Source organism: Nocardioides marinquilinus, assembly GCF_039543705.1.
GTDB lineage: Bacteria > Actinomycetota > Actinomycetes > Propionibacteriales > Nocardioidaceae > Nocardioides > Nocardioides marinquilinus.
Genome location: NZ_BAABKG010000005.1, coordinates 163,805 through 180,863, shown reverse-complemented (window position 1 = coordinate 180,863; position 17,059 = coordinate 163,805). Strand labels below are relative to the sequence as shown.

At 74.5% G+C, this 17,059-nt stretch carries 17 protein-coding genes; 9 read left to right on the top strand and 8 right to left on the bottom strand.

The window, feature by feature from the left end; genetic code table 11:
• The first annotated feature begins 26 nt into the window (after positions 1-26).
• The 3 genes from rpmA to proB all read left to right on the top strand — a co-directional run bounded on the left by rpmA (position 27) and on the right by proB (position 3,182).
• Positions 27-281, top strand: coding sequence for a 50S ribosomal protein L27 (gene rpmA / locus ABEA04_RS18735; RefSeq protein ID WP_345462291.1), 255 nt, complete (start codon positions 27-29; stop codon positions 279-281).
• Between the two features lie 236 nt (positions 282-517).
• Entirely contained in the window at positions 518-2,071 is a 1,554-nt protein-coding gene (gene obgE, locus ABEA04_RS18730; RefSeq protein ID WP_345462288.1) for a GTPase ObgE, read from the top strand.
• Complete coding sequence (gene proB / locus ABEA04_RS18725; RefSeq protein WP_345462285.1) at positions 2,061-3,182, top strand: glutamate 5-kinase; 1,122 nt, start codon at positions 2,061-2,063, stop codon at positions 3,180-3,182. The genes obgE and proB overlap by 11 nt, the downstream gene beginning before the upstream one ends.
• A 16-nt stretch (positions 3,183-3,198) precedes the next feature.
• Here the strand turns inward: proB and ABEA04_RS18720 are convergent, their stop codons facing one another.
• The 4 genes from ABEA04_RS18720 to ABEA04_RS18705 form a co-directional block, all read right to left on the bottom strand.
• Positions 3,199-3,900, bottom strand: coding sequence for an anti-sigma factor family protein (locus ABEA04_RS18720; protein ID WP_345462283.1), 702 nt, complete (start codon positions 3,898-3,900; stop codon positions 3,199-3,201).
• Complete coding sequence (locus tag ABEA04_RS18715; RefSeq protein WP_345462280.1) at positions 3,897-4,475, bottom strand: sigma-70 family RNA polymerase sigma factor; 579 nt, start codon at positions 4,473-4,475, stop codon at positions 3,897-3,899. Before ABEA04_RS18715 ends, ABEA04_RS18720 begins: the two co-directional genes overlap by 4 nt.
• Before the next feature lie 48 nt (positions 4,476-4,523).
• A complete protein-coding gene (locus ABEA04_RS18710) occupies positions 4,524-5,390 on the bottom strand; it encodes a DUF4394 domain-containing protein (RefSeq protein WP_345462277.1) in 867 nt (288 codons plus the stop codon).
• 101 nt (positions 5,391-5,491) lie between these two features.
• Positions 5,492-6,364, bottom strand: a complete 873-nt coding sequence (locus ABEA04_RS18705; RefSeq protein WP_345462274.1) for a DUF4394 domain-containing protein — start codon at positions 6,362-6,364, stop codon at positions 5,492-5,494.
• An 85-nt stretch (positions 6,365-6,449) separates the two neighbouring features.
• On the opposite strand from ABEA04_RS18705, the gene ABEA04_RS18700 reads away from it, so the two are divergent.
• Genes ABEA04_RS18700 through ABEA04_RS18685 form a run of 4 tightly spaced genes read left to right on the top strand, consistent with a single transcriptional unit; the run spans position 6,450 to position 10,457 of the window.
• Positions 6,450-7,073, top strand: a complete 624-nt coding sequence (locus tag ABEA04_RS18700) for a nucleotidyltransferase domain-containing protein (protein ID WP_345462271.1) — start codon at positions 6,450-6,452, stop codon at positions 7,071-7,073.
• A 30-nt stretch (positions 7,074-7,103) separates the two neighbouring features.
• Complete coding sequence (locus ABEA04_RS18695; protein ID WP_345462268.1) at positions 7,104-8,318, top strand: cysteine desulfurase family protein; 1,215 nt, start codon at positions 7,104-7,106, stop codon at positions 8,316-8,318.
• Positions 8,319-8,362: 44 nt separating this feature from the next.
• Complete coding sequence (mnmA, locus tag ABEA04_RS18690; protein ID WP_345462894.1) at positions 8,363-9,439, top strand: tRNA 2-thiouridine(34) synthase MnmA; 1,077 nt, start codon at positions 8,363-8,365, stop codon at positions 9,437-9,439.
• A gap of 7 nt (positions 9,440-9,446) precedes the next feature.
• Positions 9,447-10,457 carry a uroporphyrinogen decarboxylase/cobalamine-independent methonine synthase family protein gene (locus ABEA04_RS18685; protein WP_345462265.1) on the top strand — a complete coding sequence of 337 codons (1,011 nt, stop codon included), beginning with the start codon at positions 9,447-9,449 and terminating at the stop codon, positions 10,455-10,457.
• A gap of 113 nt (positions 10,458-10,570) precedes the next feature.
• On the opposite strand, the gene ABEA04_RS18680 is transcribed toward ABEA04_RS18685, so the two are convergent.
• The 3 genes from ABEA04_RS18680 to ABEA04_RS18670 all read right to left on the bottom strand — a co-directional run bounded on the left by ABEA04_RS18680 (position 10,571) and on the right by ABEA04_RS18670 (position 13,742).
• On the bottom strand, positions 10,571-12,235 hold the full coding sequence (locus ABEA04_RS18680; protein ID WP_345462262.1) for an MFS transporter: 1,665 nt from the start codon (positions 12,233-12,235) through the stop codon (positions 10,571-10,573).
• Positions 12,232-12,924, bottom strand: a complete 693-nt coding sequence (locus ABEA04_RS18675) for a TetR/AcrR family transcriptional regulator (protein WP_345462259.1) — start codon at positions 12,922-12,924, stop codon at positions 12,232-12,234. Before ABEA04_RS18675 ends, ABEA04_RS18680 begins: the two co-directional genes overlap by 4 nt.
• A 173-nt stretch (positions 12,925-13,097) precedes the next feature.
• Entirely contained in the window at positions 13,098-13,742 is a 645-nt protein-coding gene (locus tag ABEA04_RS18670; protein WP_345462256.1) for an alpha/beta hydrolase, read from the bottom strand.
• Positions 13,743-13,806: 64 nt separating this feature from the next.
• Here ABEA04_RS18670 and ligA point away from each other — a divergent pair, with 64 nt between their 5' ends.
• Positions 13,807-15,951 (top strand): NAD-dependent DNA ligase LigA, encoded by a 2,145-nt coding sequence (ligA, locus tag ABEA04_RS18665; RefSeq protein WP_345462253.1) that lies wholly within the window; start codon positions 13,807-13,809, stop codon positions 15,949-15,951.
• On the opposite strand, the gene ABEA04_RS18660 is transcribed toward ligA, so the two are convergent.
• Positions 15,952-16,239: a DUF1540 domain-containing protein gene (locus ABEA04_RS18660; protein WP_345462251.1), complete on the bottom strand. Its 288-nt coding sequence runs from the start codon at positions 16,237-16,239 to the stop codon at positions 15,952-15,954.
• A 159-nt stretch (positions 16,240-16,398) separates the two neighbouring features.
• On the opposite strand from ABEA04_RS18660, the gene ABEA04_RS18655 reads away from it, so the two are divergent.
• The gene (locus tag ABEA04_RS18655; RefSeq protein WP_345462249.1) at positions 16,399-16,917 is read left to right on the top strand and encodes a MarR family winged helix-turn-helix transcriptional regulator; all 519 of its coding nucleotides are present in this window, start codon (positions 16,399-16,401) and stop codon (positions 16,915-16,917) included.
• Positions 16,918-17,059 lie beyond the last annotated feature (142 nt).

Genomic DNA, 17,059 nt, shown 5'->3' with positions numbered 1-17,059 from the left:
GACCCAGCGAGCGAAGGACTACCGACATGGCACACAAGAAGGGCGCGGCGTCCACCAAGAACGGCCGCGACTCCAACTCCCAGCGTCTCGGCGTGAAGCGGTTCGGCGGCCAGGTCGTCGGCGCCGGCGAGATCATCGTCCGCCAGCGCGGCACCCACTTCCACCCCGGCAGCGGCGTCGGCCGCGGCGGCGACGACACCCTGTTCGCCCTGCAGCCCGGTGCGGTGCAGTTCGGCGTCAAGCGCGGCCGTCGCGTCGTCAACGTCGTCCCCGCCGAGTGAGCTGACCGGCTCGAGCACGACACGCACGTGAGGGCGTCCCGGGTCCCCCGGGGCGCCCTTCGTCGTTCCAGGCGGGCGCCGGGCCGGCAGGAGTCACCGGTGCACCGGTGACTCCGGCCCTTCTCAGCCGTTGCAACGGCCGAGAACGTCAGGAGTCGCCGGGTAACCGGTGACTCCGACCGCCGCCCCAGCCCCACCCCACCCCACACCACACCACCAGCCCCAGGAGACACACCGTGGCCGTCCCGACGTTCGTCGACCAGGTGACGCTGCGCGTCACGGCGGGTCGGGGTGGCAACGGGGTCGCCTCGGTGCACCGCGAGAAGTTCAAGCCGCTCGGCGGGCCGGACGGCGGCAACGGCGGGCCGGGCGGGTCGGTGATCCTGCGGGTCGACCCCGGCGTCACCACGCTCGTCGACTACCACCACAGCCCGCACCGGCGCGCCACCCACGGCGGCCACGGCAGCGGCGCGCACCGCAACGGCGGGCACGGCGAGGACCTCGTGCTGCCCGTGCCCGACGGCACCGTGGTCACCCGCCTCGACGGTGAGCCGATCGCCGACCTCGTCGGCCCGGGCACCGAGCTCGTCGTCGCCGAGGGCGGCCGCGGCGGCCTCGGCAACGCCGCGCTGGCCAGCGCCAAGCGCAAGGCGCCCGGCTTCGCGCTCCTCGGCGAGCCGGGGGAGGAGCTCGACGTCGTCCTCGAGCTCAAGGTCGTCGCGGACGTCGGCCTGGTCGGCTTCCCGAGCGCCGGCAAGTCGAGCCTGATCGCCTCGATCTCGCGGGCGCGACCGAAGATCGCCGACTACCCGTTCACCACCCTCGTGCCGAACCTCGGCGTCGTCACCGCGGGCGAGACCACCTTCACCGTGGCCGACGTCCCGGGCCTGATCGAGGGTGCCAGCGAGGGCCGGGGTCTCGGCCACGACTTCCTGCGCCACATCGAGCGCTGTGCGGCGATCGTCCACGTGCTCGACGCCGCCACCTTCGAGCCGGGCCGCAACCCGGCCGACGACCTCGACACCATCGAGCGCGAGCTCGCGAGCTACGGCGGCCTCGACGACCGGCCGCGCCTGGTGGCGTTGAACAAGGTCGACGTGCCCGACGGTCGCGACATCGCCGAGATGACCGCCGACGACCTGCGGGCCCGGGGTCTGCGGGTCTTCGAGGTCAGCGCCCTGTCGGGCGAGGGCACCCGTGCGCTCACCTTCGCGATGGCCGAGATCGTGCTGGCCGCGCGCGCCGAGCGCGAGACCGTCGCCGCGCAGCGCATCGTGCTGCGCCCGCCGGGCGTCAGCGGTCCCGAGTTCGCCGTCACCGAGGTCAAGGACGCCGCCGGGGAGCGCCAGTGGCGGGTGCGCGGCACCAAGCCCGAGCGCTGGGTGCGCCAGACCGACTTCAGCAACGACGAGGCCGTCGGCTTCCTCGCCGACCGGCTCGACCGGCTCGGCGTCGAGGCGCGGCTCGTCGAGCTCGGCGCCGTCGAGGGCGAGGCCGTGCTCATCGGCCACCCCGATGACGCCGTGGTCTTCGACTTCCGTCCCGGCGTCGACGCCGCCGCCGAGATCCTCGCCCGCCGCGGCGAGGACCAGCGCTTCGACGAGCGCCGGCCGGCCGCCGAGCGCCGCCGCCGCATCCAGGAGGAGATGGCCTCCCGCGGCGAGGGCGAGGAGCGCGCCGACGTCGCCCGCCGGCTGCGCGAGTCCGGCGGCCAGAGCACCGAGTGGGGCCCGTCCGGCTACGAGATCGGCTCGGACGACGACCCCGATGCGCTCCCCGATGCGCCCTGAGGTCACCGCCGCCCGCCGGGTCGTGGTCAAGGTCGGCTCGTCGTCGCTGACCACGGCCGCGGGCGGCCTCGACCCCGATCGGCTGCGCGCGCTCGTCGACGTCCTGGCGGCGGCGCGGGCGCGTGAGGTCGAGGTGGTGCTCGTCAGCTCGGGCGCGATCGCGGCGGGGCTCGCGCCGCTGGGGCTGACCCGTCGTCCGACCGTGCTGGCCTCGCAGCAGGCCGCCGCCGCCGTCGGCCAGGGCCTGCTGGTGCACCGCTACACCGACGAGCTGGCCCGCCACGGCGTCGTGGCCGGCCAGGTGCTGCTCACCGCCGACGACGTCACCCGCCGCAGCCACTACCGCAACGCCCACCAGACGCTCGCGCGGCTGCTCGAGCTGGGCGTGCTGCCGATCGTCAACGAGAACGACACCGTCGCCACCAGCGAGATCCGCTTCGGCGACAACGACCGGCTGGCCGCGCTGGTGGCCCACCTGGTGCACGCCGACCTGCTCGTGCTGCTCTCCGACGTCGACGGCCTTTACGACGGCAGCCCCGACGAGCCGGGCAGCCGGCTGGTCGAGGAGGTCGCCGCCGACGCCGACCTGGCCGGGCTGCGCATCGGACGACGCTCCGGCTCGGGCGTGGGCACGGGCGGCATGGCCACCAAGGTCGAGGCGGCCCGCATCGCCACCGGCGCCGCCGTCCCGGTCGTGCTCACCTCGGCCGCCAACGCGGGTGCCGCGCTAGCCGGCCGGCCGGTGGGCACCCTGTTCCGGCCCACGGGCCGCAAGCGCCCCACCCGGCTGCTCTGGCTCGCCCACGCCACCGAGCCGCGCGGCGCGCTGAGCCTGGACGCCGGCGCCGTGCGCGCGGTCGTCGAGCGGCGGGCCTCGCTGCTGGCCGCCGGCATCACCGCGGTCGAGGGCCGGTTCGTGGCGGGCGACCCGGTCGACCTGGTCGGGCCCGACGGCGTGCCCGTCGCCCGCGGCCTGGTCAACTTCGACGCCGACGAGCTGCCCGCCCTGCTCGGCCGGTCGAGCCGCGAGCTCGCGGCCGACCTCGGCGCGGCCTACGAGCGCGAGGTCGTGCACCGCGACGACCTGGCGCTGCTGACCTCCCCGGTCTGAGCCCGGTCCGGACGACTCAGGCGTCGAAGCTCGACCGCAGCACGACGTGCCCGTCGCGGGCGCGCACCTCGAAGCCGCTGGCCTGGTCGCGCAGCACCGAGGAGTTGAGGTTGCAGACCATCTCGGCGGAGCCGGTGCCCACGAACTCACCGGCCGGGAACCGGCTGCCGTCGGCGCCGAGCACGTCGACGCGGTAGCGGCCGCCGGCGGCGAACCCGCTGCCGCTCAGGCGCACCTCGACGCCCCAGGTGTGGTTGACCAGCTCGGCGTCGGCCGCCACCCCGGCGTCGCGCACGCTCACCTCGACCGCCTCGGTCGGCACGGCGGGCGGGGCGTCGTCGGGCCGGGTCAGCACCAGGCCGGCGACGAGGACGGCGGCGGCCGCGGCCCCCGCGACGGCCGCGACGCCGGCGCGACGCGCCCACGACGTCCGGCGCTCCTGGCGCGACTCCTCGGCCAGCCGGGCCAGCAGGGCCGGCTCGAGCCCGGCCGGCGCGTGGACGTCGTCCGCGGTGCCGGGGACGTCGGCACGCCTGAGCTCGCCGAGCACCGAGGCGGCCGGCAGCAGCGCGTCGCGCTCGGCACGGCAGGCCGCGCAGCCGCGCAGGTGCGCCTCGACCGCGGCGGCGTCGGCCGGGCCGAGCCCGCCGAGCACGTAGGCGCCGAGGTCGGTGCGCAGCCGGTCGTGCGCGGGGTCGTGCGGGTCGTGGTCGCTCACGGCGTCACCTCCATCTCCTCCATCACCACGCGCAGCGCCTTGAGGCCGTAGAAGACGCGGCTGCGCAACGTCGACTCGGGGATGCCGAGCTCGGCCGCCACCTCGGGGTAGGGCCGGTCGGCCAGGTAGGTCTGCGTCAGCGCCTCGCGGTGGTCGGCGCCGAGCCGGGTCAGCGCCTCCTCGACCAGCACCCGCCGCATCAGCCGCTCCCAGCCGTCGTCGACCCACGGCGCGACGATGTCGAGGCGCTCGTGGTCGGCGAGGTCACGCAGCCAGGGTCTCGCACCCCGGGCGCGCTGGGCGTCGACCACCACGTGCCGGGCGATCTCGAACAGCCAGGTGCGCAGGCTGGCGCGGGCGGGGTCGTAGCGGGCGCCGTGCCGCCACGCGCGCACGAACGTCTCCTGCACGACGTCCTCGGCGGCGCCGCGGTCGCCCAGACCGCGTAGCGCGAGCCGGAACAGCTCGTCGCCGTGGGCCGCGTAGGCCGCGCGGACGCCGTCCTCGTGCGTCAGGCGTGGGTCCGGCGCCGCACCGCGGGAAGCGGTGCGGCGCCGGCGCAGGGTGCGAGCCACGGGGGTCGTTCGTCGTGCGCGTCGGGCCGGACGGGTCGGTCCGGCCGATCAGCGGTGGACGACGGCGAGGTCGGTCACCTTCATGGGGAACTTCCCGACGCGCGTGGCCTCGCCCGAGAGCAGGCCGACCTCGTAGAGGGCGTAGCCGCTCTTGCCGCCGAGGGTGGCGAAGCCGACGTTGGTCACGGTGCGGTCCTTCGCGATCCGCGAGCAGACGTCGAACCCGGCGACCCAGCTCGTGCCGCGGCCGAGCGCGCCCTGCGGCGTGATGACGCCGGCGTTGGCCGGCACCTGCAGGACGACGGAGTCGGTGGCGGTGTCGATGCCGAACAGCGCGGTGCCGGTGGCGTCGGAGGTGTCGTTGTTGGTGTAGGCGACGGCGGTGACGCCGCGCTTGCGGCTGGTCTCGCCGGTGGCGGAGTCGGTGATGTTCAGCGGCGCGTCGGCCGTGGTCACGTTGCCCGCGAAGGCGTGGCGCAGGTTCTGGCCGGTGTTGCTGACCACGCGCAGCGCGTCGGCGGCCGGGTTGACGTCGACGCCGAACGACCCGCCGCGCAGCGGCACGTCGAAGGTGCCGACGCGCGTGGCCCGGGCCGTCTTCGGGTTGATGGTGAACAGCCCGCCGCCGCGGCCGACGCCGTAGATCTTGCCGTTGGCCGGGCGGATGTCGATGCCGACCAGCTTCTGGCCGCGCAGGTTGGTGATTGTGCCAACGGTGCGCGCGGCACGCGGGTCGCGCAGGTCGAAGGTGACCAGCTTCCCGGCGGCGGTGAGGCCGTAGGCGCGCTCGGACGCCGTCCTGGCCTCGGCGCCGCCGGGGAGCAGCGTGACGGCGGCGGTGCCGGCCACGAGGGTCCCGGCGACGGCGCCGGCCAGGGTGCGGCGCAGTCGGGTGGAGGCGGGCAGCAGGTTCATCGGTGTGCTCCTGACGTCGTTGGTCGGGGGGAGTCACCGGGTGTACGGAGCGGGCGCCGCCGGTGTTGAACGCGCCGCGGGATTTCTTTTCTGGCGGGGGCTCAGTCCTGCACGACGGCCAGGTCGGCGACGGGCATCGGGAAGGTGCCGACGCGCTCGAGGTGCCCGGTGAGCGGGTCGGCCGTGAACAGCCCGTAGCGGCCCTGGCTGCCGACGGTGGCGTACAGGGTGTTCAGGGCCGTGCGGGTGCGCCGCGTGCCGCGCAGGTAGGTGGAGTGCACGTCGAGGCCGGCGCGGAAGCTCACCGAGCGGTCGAGGCCCCCCTGCGGCGTGATGATCCCGAGGTTGACCGGCGCCTGCAGCACCAGCCGGTCCTTCGCGGTGTCGATGCCGTAGAGCGCCGTACCGGTCACCGAGGCCGCGTCGTTGTTGGTGAAGGCGATGGCGGTGACGCCCTCGACGCGCGTGTTGTAGCCGACCTGGTTGGTGTAGTTGAGCGGCCGTCCGGACGCCGTCGAGCGGTCGGCGAAGTCGAACCGCAGGTTCTGCGAGCGGTTGCTGACCACGACCAGCTGGTCGGTCACCGGGTCGATGTCGACGCCGAACGACGCGCCGCGGAGCTGCTGGTCGATGCGGCCGACGCGGGTGGCGCGCGCCGTCCGCGGGTCGATCGTGAACACGCCGCCCTCACGGCCGACGCCGTACAGCCTGCCGTTCGCGGGGCGGACGTCGATGCCGACGAGGTCCTGCCCGCCGAGGTTGGTCACCGTACCGACGTAGCGGGCCTCCTGCGGGCGGCGCAGGTCGAAGGTGACGAGCTTGCCGGCGGTCGTGAGGCCGTAGGCGGGCCGGGCGTCGGGCCGGGCCTCGGCGCCGTCGGGCGCGACCACGGCCGCGGTGGTGCCGGCGGCGATCGTGGCGGCGACGACGCCGACGAGGGTGCGGCGCAGGCGGGTGGTGGGGACGAGCGTCATGCGGACTCCTGGAGCGGTCGGAGGGAGGGTCGGCACGGAGACGCAGTCTCGATGCGAAAGGTTGCAGGCCTCTTACGCTGGCTCAGTGCCGAACGAGTTCCGTGACGACGAGGAGTTCTTCCGCTGGTACGGCGACTGGGCGCCGCTGACGCCCGCGACGGTCGGCGAGGTGATGGCCGGCTTCGACCGGCCGTGGTGGGTGGTCGGCGGCTGGAGCGTCGAGGCGGCCACCGGCGTGTCCCGCGCGCACGACGACCTCGACGTCTCGCTGCTGGCCCGCGACGTCCCCGCCTTCGCGGCGTTCCTGGGCGAGCGCTGGACGGCGTGGAACAACGCCGGCGGCGTGCTGCGTCCGCTGCGGCCGGAGTGGCCGCCGGTGGAGCCCGACAGCCAGCTGTGGGTGCGCCGCGACTCCCGCTCGCCGTGGGTGCTCGACGTCCCGATCACGCCCGACCGCGACGGGCTCTGGACCAACAAGCGGCTGCCCGAGCACGTCGCCCCCGTCGAGGAGGTGACCTGGGTCGCCGCGGACGGCGTCCGCTACCTGCGCCCGGAGGTGGCGGTGATGATGAAGGCCCGGCTCGACCGGCCCAAGGACCGCGCCGACCTGGACGCCGTCCTGCCGGTGCTCGACGACGACCGCCGGGCCTGGTTGTTCGACACCGTCGAGCGCGCGCACCCGGGTCACCCCTGGCTGCGGCACCGCTGAGGCACCGGGAGCCGTAGGCTGGAGGACGCGATGAGCGTCACCGACCCCCCGGCCCCGCAGCCGGTCCACTTCCTCGACCACGCCGCCACCACGCCGATGGTGCCCGCGGCGGTCGAGGCGATGACGCAGCACCTGGCCGACGCCGGCAACCCCAGCTCGCTGCACGCCTCCGGACGCCGCGCCCGCCGCGTCGTCGAGGAGTCGCGCGAGACCATCGCGCAGGGCCTGAACTGCCGCCCCGGCGAGGTCGTTTTCACCTCCGGCGGCACCGAGGCCGACAACCTCGCCCTCAAGGGCTTGTACTGGTCGCGCCGCGGCGCCGACGACCGCCGCCGCCGGGTGCTCACCACCCGGGTCGAGCACCACGCCGTCCTCGACCCCGTGCACTGGCTCGGCGAGCACGAGGACGCCGAGGTCGAGCTGCTGCCGGTCGACCGGCACGGTCGGCTCGAGGTCGAGGCGCTGCGCGCGAGCATCGAGCGCGACCCCGGCAGCGTCGCGCTGGTCAGCGTCATGTGGGCCAACAACGAGGTCGGCACGCTGCAGCCGGTCGAGGACGTCGTCGCGCTGGCCCGGCCGCACGGCATCCCGGTGCACACCGACGCGGTGCAGGCGCTCGGCTCGGTGCCGCTCGACTTCGCCGCCTCCGGGGTCGACGCCATGACGGTCTCGGGCCACAAGATCGGCGGCCCGCACGGCGTCGGCGCGCTCGTGCTGCGGCGCGAGGTAGACGTCGTCGCGCTCGCCCACGGCGGCGGCCAGGAGCGCGACGTGCGCAGCGGCACCCTCGACACCCCCGCGGTGGCCGGTCTCGCCGCCGCCGTCGAGCTGGCGGTCAAGAACCAGGCCGAGCACGCCGCCCACGTGTCCGCGCTGCGCGACGAGCTGGTGCGCCGGGTCGTCGAGGTCGTGCCCGACGCCCACCTGCACGGCGCGCCGCTCAGTGCCGCGGACGGCGTCCCCGGTCGGCTGCCCGGCAACGCCCACCTCGGCTTCCCCGGCTGCGAGGGCGACTCGCTGCTGATGCTGCTCGATGCCCGCGGCATCGAGTGCTCCACCGGCTCGGCCTGCTCGGCCGGCGTCGCGCAGGCCTCGCACGTGCTGCTGGCGATGGGCTGCGACGAGGAGGCGGCCCGCCACTCGCTGCGGTTCTCCTTCGGACGCACCTCGACGCCCGCCGACGTCGACGCGGTGGTCGCGGCGATCGGTCCGGTCGTCGAGCGGGCGCGGGCCGCGCGGCGGTGACCGCACCCGGGCCCAGCACCGCGCCGCGCCGCGTCGTGGCCGCCATGTCGGGCGGCGTCGACTCCGCGGTGGCCGCCGCGCGCGCCGTCGACGCCGGGCACGAGGTGACCGGCGTCCACCTGGCGCTGTCGCGCAACCCGGCGTCGTACCGGTCGGGGGCGCGGGGCTGCTGCACGATCGAGGACGCCAACGACGCCCGGCGCGCGGCCGACGTCATCGGCATCCCGTTCTACGTCTGGGACCTCAGCGAGCGCTTCCACGACGACGTCGTCGAGGACTTCATGGACGAGTACGCCGCCGGCCGGACGCCGAACCCGTGCCTGCGCTGCAACGAGAAGATCAAGTTCGCCGCCGTGCTCGACCGGGCCCTGGCGCTCGGGTTCGACGCCGTCGCGACCGGCCACTACGCGCGGCTGGTCGAGACGGCGTCCGGCGTCGAGATGCACCGCGGCGTCGACGACGGCAAGGACCAGTCCTACGTGCTCGGCGTCCTCGACCAGCGGCAGCTGGCCCACTCGCTGTTCCCGCTCGGCGGGTCGACGAAGGCGCAGGTGCGCGCCGAGGCCGCCGAGCGCGGGCTGCTGGTGGCCGACAAGCCCGACAGCCACGACATCTGTTTCGTCGCGGACGGCGACAACGCCGGCTGGCTGCGCGAGAAGCTCGGCGACCGCGCGCCCAACCACGGCGGCGACATCGTCGACGATGCCACCGGCGAGACGCTGGGGCGCCACGAGGGCACCTACGGCTTCACCATCGGCCAGCGGCGCGGGCTGCGCATCGGGCGCCCGGCGCCCGACGGCCGGCCGCGGTTCGTGCTCGACATCGAGCCGGTCTCGGGCACGGTGCGGGTCGGTCCGCGTGAGCGGCTGGCGGTGCGGAAGCTCACCGGCGTCCGGCCGCGGTGGTGCGGCACGCCGCCGACCGCGCTGCGCGGGCCCGGGGTGACGGTGCAGCTGCGCGCGCACGGCGCCGAGCTGCCCGCGGCGGTGACGGTGAGCGGCGACGAGGTCGACGTCGAGCTGCTCGAGCCGGCCTTCGGCATCGCCCCCGGCCAGGCCGCGGTGGTCTACGACGGCACCCGGGTGGTCGGGTCGGCGACGATCTCGGCCACGGACCGGTGAGGGCGCGATGACCTGGGCCACCGGCGTCGGGTCGATGCCCGGCGACGACGCCGTAGGGTTCCGCCAGGCGCAGGAGACCGTGCTCGGCGAGCTGCCCGACCTGCCGCACCTCGTCGAGCTGCCCGGCCGTGGCATCGAGGCCGGGATGGTCGGTCGGGCGCTGGCCCTGGTGACCGACCTCGGCATCGACCTGCAGCCCGCCGGCTGGCGGCTCACCGGCGAGCCCGGCGCCTCGGGCGTCGACCACCGGCGGGCGCGCAGCCTGCTCGCGCACGACCTCGACGTCCTCGAAGAGCTCACGCAGGGCTACGACGGCGCGTTCAAGGTGCAGGTGGCCGGGCCGTGGACGCTCGCCGCCACCGTCGAGAAGCCGCGCGGCGACAAGGTGCTCAGCGACGTCGGCGCCCGCCGCGACCTCGCCCAGGCGCTGGCCGAGGGCGTGCGGCAGCACGTCGCCGAGCTGCGCCGGCGCGTCGCCGGGGCCGGGCGGCTCGTCGTCCAGGTCGACGAGCCGGGCCTGGCGGGCGTGCTGGCCGGCCGGGTGCCCACGGCGTCCGGCTTCGGCAAGCACCGCACGGTGCACCCGCCCGAGGCGTCCGAGGCGCTGGGCTGGGTGCTCGACGCCGTCGCCGGCGAGGGGGCCGAGCCGTGGGTGCACTCGTGTGCCCCCGAGACGCCCCTCGACCTGGTGCGCGGCGCCGGGGCGCGCGGCCTGGTGGTCGACCTCGACGTCGTCGACGCCGCCGGGCACGACGTCCTGGCCTCGATTCTGGAGGGCGTGGACGGCGGCGAGGTGGTCGCGGTGGGGGTCGTGCCCTCCACCGACCCCGGCTCGCCGCCCACCGCCACGCAGGTGGCCGAGCGGGTGCTGCGCTGGCTCGACGTGCTCGGCCTCGACCCGGACGTCGCCGGCGACCGACTGCTCGTCGTCCCCACCTGCGGACTGTCCGGCGCCACCCCCGCCTGGTCCCGCACCGCCCTCGACCTCGCCGTCTCCGCCGCCCGCGCCCTCACCTGACGCCGACCCGTCGGACATGTCTGACGGGTCACCGTGAAAACGACGCTGACCCGTCAGACATGTCTGACGGGTCAGCGAACGAGTTGTCGCTCACGGGCGACGGGTGGGTGGGATCAGATGCCGACGCCCTCGGGGGCGTCCTCGGTGGCGAGCTCGTCGGCCTTGACGTTGAGCAGCGACCAGATCACCGCGGACGCGGCGAGCATCATCACCGAGCCGATGAGGAAGGCGTTGGTGGCGCCCTCGGTGAAGGTGGCCTGGAAGCCGGCGTTGCCGAGGAACTCCTGCAGCTTGTCCGGGCTCAGGCTCTGGGCCAGCCCCGACTGCTGGGCCGCGGCGACGAGGCCGTTGCCGACCTCGTCGGCCTTGTTGTTGGAGAAGTGCAGCGCGACGGTGCTCAGGGTGGCGAGGCCGAGGGCGCCGCCGACCTGCTGCATCGTGTTCAGCACGCCCGAGCCGATGCCGGAGTCGGCGGCCTTGACGTGGTGGACGGCGGTCAGCGTGAGCGGCACGAAGGTCAGGCCCATGCCGATCGACATGAGCACGATCCACGGGAAGATCGCGGTCCAGTAGTTGACGTCGGCGGCCGCCGTCGAGCCCGAGGCCAGCGCGCTGACGACCGCGCCGGGCGAGTCGTCGATGTCGATGCGGGAGAACATGAACAGCGACAGCGCCGCCGCCAGCGTGCCGAAGCCGGCCAGGTAGCGGGAGTCGACGCGGCTGACCAGGCTCGAGGCCAGGCCGGCGCCGATGACGATGCCCACCGAGAACGGCAGGAACGCGAAGCCGGCGTGCAGCGGGCTGTAGCCCATCAGCTGCTGGATGAACAGGCTGAGGAAGTAGAACATCGCGAACATCGCCGCGGGCGCCAGCATCATCGCCAGGAAGCTGGTGGCGCGGGTGCGGTTCTGCAGGATGCGCAGCGGCAGCAGCGGGTGCTCGGCGCGACGCTCGACGACGAAGAACACCGCGAGCAGCACGAACCCGACCACGAGGCTGGCGATCGTCCAGGTGTCGTCCCAGCCGTAGCGCTCGTCGCCGGCGCGGGTCAGGCCGTAGACGACGCCGACCAGGCCGAGGGTGCCGGTGAGGGCGCCGGGGATGTCCATCTCGCCGGGGTGCGACTCGCTCTCACGCAGGAAGCGCGGGGCGAGGGCGGCGGCGATCAGGCCGATCGGCACGTTGATGAGGAAGGTCAGGCGCCAGCCGCTGATGTCGAGGCCGACGACCGAGTCGAGACCGGTGAGCCAGCCGCCGAGGATCAGGCCGACGGCCGCGCCGGCGCCCGACATGGCGGCGTAGACGGCGAAGGCCCGGTTGCGGGCGGGGCCCGGCGGGAACGTCGTGGTGATCAGCGCCAGGGCGGCGGGCGAGGCGAGTGCGGCGCCGAGGCCCTGCAGGCCCCGGGAGGCCAACAGCATCGGCTCACTGACCGCGAAGCCGCCGACGAGCGAGGCGATCGCGAACAGGGTCAGTCCGGCGATGAAGATGCGGCGACGTCCGTAGAGGTCGGCCAGCCGGCCGCCGAGCAGCAGCAGGCCACCGAACGCCAGGGCGTAGCCGGTGACGATCCACGACAGGTTCGCCTGGTTGATGTCCAGGTCCTCGCCGATGTAGGGCAGGGCGATGTTGGCGATGCTCGCGTCGAGCACGACCATCAGCTGGGCGATGGAGATGACGACCAGAGCCCAGAGCAGGCTGCGGTCCTTCGGGCCGGTGGCGTCGCCACCGGTCGGCTCGGGAGGCGGGTGGGCCTCGGTCTTGGTCAGGTCGCTCATGACGGGTCCTTCTGGTCTCGGGCGTGCGCGTCGGGTTCGGGTTCGGGTTCGTGACTGGCAGGGGAGGGGGAGCAGGCGGCGGGAGGGGTGCCGCGGGCGTGGACGGCGGGCATCAGCACCTCGTCGATCACGCGGGCGATGAACTCGGTGTCGGGCGCCTGACCCAGCAGGAACTGCCGGTGCAGGACGACGCCGGGCAGGATCGGGCCGATGAAGGCGACGTCGACGTCGGGGTGGATCTCCCCGCGCTCCTTCGCCCGGGTGTAGATCTGGTCGGTCAGGGCGACCTTCGGGCCGATGAAGTCGCGGTGGAAGGCCTCGGCGAAGTCGGCGTCACGCGCGATGGCGGTGAGGACGCCGGCGAGGACGGCGACCTGCCGCTGGTCGGTGAGGCCGCCCATGCCGCAGAACGCGCTCACGAGGTCGCCGCGCAGGGTGCCGGTGTCGGGCAGGTGCGGCGGGTCCTTCTCCGACAGCAGCGCGTCGATGACCAGCTGGGCCTTGGTGCTCCAGCGGCGGTAGAGGGTCGCCTTCGAGGCCCGGGCGCGGGCGGCGACGGCGTCCATGGTGAGCCGGTCGTAGCCGGACTCGATGAGCACGTCGAGGGTGGCCTGCAGGATCTCGAGCTCGCGCTCGCCCTCCACGCGCGGGCGCGCCCCGGCGTCCTGGGGGGTCTCGACCTCGGCCATGTGGGTCCCTGTGTGTCGCTCGTCACGGATGGAACGGAACTGTTTCGTACCGTCCAAGAGAGTACGGATCCGTTTCATTCCCGCGCAAGCACATTTCTCGAAAGTTCTCGTGAACGGCTTCGCGGGGGCCGCGACGGCGGAGGGGCGGCGGCGGGGCGGCGGCGGGGCGGCGGCTAGGCCAGCAGGTCGAGGCAGGCGCGCGCGGCGACGTCGTTCCACGCCGGCACCCGGCGCAGCATGTAGTGGCCGACCCGCCCCATGTCGTGCAGCTCGGTGCGCGACGCCACGGCCTCGGCACGACGCAGGTAGGCGCGCGTGAACCGGGCGAGCGTGATCTTGTCGGTGCGGCCGTGCGCGGCGACGACGGGCTTGCCGCGCAGTGCGGTCACCGGGTCGTCGGGCATCCACCACGGCGCGAGACCGACCACGCCGACGACCGAGGGGTCGTCGGCCACCTGGACGGCGGTGCGCGCCCCCATGCTGTGCCCGAGCAGGACGACGGGCACGTCGCCGAGCTCGGCGCGGACGGCGTCCAGGGCGGCGCGCGCGTCGACCACCGGGGCGCCGTGGTTCCACCCGCGCACGCGGAAGCGCAGCAGCCAGGTGGCGACGTCCGCCTCGTGGAGGGTGGGGGCGATCGCGCGTTGCAGGGCCGCCATCCGGCGCCACGACAGGCTGCGGTCGTCGACCGGACGGCGGCTCGCCTGCTTGCCGCCGTGCAGCGCGAGCACCAGGCCGCGGGGGGCGTGCGGGCCCGGGACGTCGAGCCGGGTGAGGGAGGCGTCGCGATCGGGGTCGAGGGCGCGGTCGGACGTCACGCGGGTGCTTCGGTGTCGGGAGCGGCCCCGGATGGGTGTCGGTGGTCACGGGCAGAATGAGCGCGTGAGCGACCCGAAGACGGCGACGCCCGAGGCCCGCGACGAGCACGCCCGGCTCTCGGAGGAGATCGAGGACGCGCGGTGGCGCTACTACGTGCTCGACGACCCCACGCTCGACGACCACGACTTCGACACCCGGCTGCGGCGGCTCGAGGCGCTCGAGGAGGAGTTCCCCGAGCTGCAGACCCCCGACTCGCCGACGCAGAAGGTCGGCGGTGCGGTGTCGACCGAGTTCACCTCGGTCGACCACCTGCGGCCGATGGAGAGCCTCGACAACGCCTTCACCCACGACGAGCTCGAGGCGTGGCACGCCCGGCTCGGTCGCGAGGGCGTCGAGTCCGCCGACCTGCTCTGCGAGCTCAAGGTCGACGGCCTGGCCATCAACCTGCTCTACGAGCAGGGCCGGCTGGTGCGGGCGCTGACCCGCGGCGACGGCCGCACCGGTGAGGACGTCACCCCCAACGTCAAGACCATCGACTCGATCCCGCACCGGCTCACGGGCACCGACGAGTTCCCGGTGCCGGCGCTGGTCGAGGTGCGTGGCGAGGTGTTCCTACCGGTCAAGGCGTTCGAGCGGCTCAACGAGTCGCTGCTCGAGGCCGGCAAGCAGCAGTTCGCCAACCCCCGCAACTCCGCGGCCGGCTCGCTGCGCCAGAAGGACCCGAAGGTCACCGCGAGCCGCGCGCTCGGCATGGTCTGCCACGGCATCGGGGCCCGCGAGGGGTTCGAACCGAAGGCGCAGTCGCACGCCTACGAGGCGCTCGCGGCGTGGGGGCTGCCGACGTCCGACCAGGTGAAGGTGGTCGCCTCGCTGGCCGACGTCGAGGCCTACGTCGAGCACGCCGGCGAGCACCGCCACACGATCGTGCCCTACGAGATCGACGGCGTCGTGGTGAAGGTCGACGACGTCGCGCTGCAGCGCCGGCTCGGCTCCACCAGCCGCGCGCCGCGGTGGGCGATCGCGTTCAAGTACCCGCCCGAGGAGGTCAACGCCAGGCTGCTCGCCATCCGGGTCAACGTCGGCCGCACGGGCCGGGTGACGCCCTTCGGGGTGATGGAGCCGACCAAGGTGGCCGGCTCGACGGTCGAGAACGCGACGCTGCACAACGCCCACGAGGTCGAGCGCAAGGACGTCCGCCCCGGCGACACCGTGGTGCTGCGCAAGGCCGGCGACGTCATCCCCGAGATCCTCGGCCCGGTGCTCGCGCTGCGACCCAAGGGGCTGCGCCGCTGGCGCATGCCGACGACGTGCCCGGCCTGCCGCACGCCTCTGGCCCAGCAGAAGGAGGGCGACAAGGACCTCCGCTGCCCCAACCACGAGCACTGCCCCGCGCAGGTGCGCGAGCGGGTCTACCACGTGGCCGGCCGGGGCGCCTTCGACATCGAGGGGCTCGGCTACGAGGCCGCGGCCGCACTGCTCGACGCGGGGGTGATCGACAACGAGGGCGACGTCTTCGACCTCGACGAGGCCGGGCTGCTGCGCACCGAGCTGTTCACCCGCGCGGCCAAGAAGACCGAGACCGGCGACGAGCACGGCCGCGTGGTCTCCGCCAACGGACGCCGGCTGCTCGACCACCTCGCCGAGCGGCGGCAGGTGCCGCTGTGGCGGGTGCTGGTGGCGCTGTCGATCCGCCACGTCGGCCCGACCGCCGCCCGCGCGCTGGCCCAGCAGTTCGGCTCGATGGCCGCCATCCGCGCCGCCTCGCGCGAGCAGCTGGCCGACGCCGAGGGCGTCGGCCCCACCATCGCCGACGCCGTCATCGAGTGGTTCGAGGTGCCGTGGCACGCCTCCATCGTCGAGCGGTGGGAGGCGGCCGGCGTCTCGATGGCCGACGAGCGCGACGAGTCGGTGCCCCGCACGCTCGAGGGCCTCACCGTCGTCGTCACCGGCTCGCTCGAGGGCTACAGCCGCGACTCGGCCAAGGAGGCGATCCTCGCCCGCGGCGGCAAGGCGGCCGGGTCGGTCTCGAAGAAGACCGACTACGTGGTGGTGGGCGAGAACGCCGGCTCGAAGGCCGACAAGGCCGAGCAGCTCGGCGTCCCCGTGCTCGACGAGGCGGGGTTCACCGCGCTGCTCGAGTCGGGGCCGCCGCCCGCCCCCGAGGAGCCCGAGGAGCCGGAGGAGCCGGAGGCCGACGCGGGGGAGTGACTACCCGGCGCTGTAGGTGAGGCAGTCGGCGACGTCGGCGCCGGGGCCGATCTCGACGCTCTCGGCGCCGCACTCGAGCGAGGTGTTGTGCACGCACTCGGCCCGGTGGCAGGCGCCGACCTGCGCGGTGGCGTCGACGCCGGCCTTGGCGGCCTCCTCGACGTAGGTGCCGCACGAGCTGGTGGTGCCGGTGATGGTGATGGCGGCGGCGTGGCAGTCGTGGTCGTGGTTGTAGGAGCAACCGGCGACGCTGCAGGTGCTGACGATCGGCAGGCTCATCGTGCTCATGGGGTGACCTCCGGTGGCGATCTGGACGGTGGCGGACGAGCTCGTCGACCCACCGTGCACCTGTCGCGCGGCGACGTCCAGACCGGCAAGCCTTGCCTTACCCGTCCACCCGCCGCGCACCGGACGTCGCCGCCCGCAGCCCTCACTACGATGCGGCGCGTGAGCACCCCACCGGCCCCCGGGCGGGACCCGATCGCGGAGGCGCGGCGGCAGTGGCGGGTGCACGGGTGGGACGACGCCGCCGACGGCATGGCCGCGGTGACCTCGGTGATGCGTGCCCACCAGCTGCTGCTCACCCAGATCGACACGCTGCTGCGGCCCTTCGACCTCACCTTCGCCCGCTACGAGCTGCTGCGGCTGCTCAGCTTCGCCTCGAACCGGCGGATGACGATGCTCAAGGCCGGCCACCGGCTGCAGGTGCACCCCACCTCGCTCACCAGCCTGGCGAAGCGGCTCAAGGACGACGGCCTCGTCAACCGCCACCGCAACCCCGCCGACGGCCGCTCGGCGATCCTCGAGCTGCGACCGGAGGGGCTCGAGCTGGTCGAGCGGGCGACCGCGGTGCTGAACGCCGAGGTCTTCGAGCGGGTCGGGCTCGACGACGACGACGTCGAGGCCCTGGTCGACGTGCTCGGTCGGCTGCGCGCCGGCCGGGGCGACTTCACGCCGTCCGGCTGAGCCCCGACGCGAGCCGGGGGTCGCTCCTGGGGGTGAACGCTCACCCCCGGCTCTCACCCCTCCGGGGGCCCCAGTCACCCGCCCGTATGACTCCACCCCGGCCCGGGGGCCGACAGGCTCGCGACATGCCCGGTTCACCTCG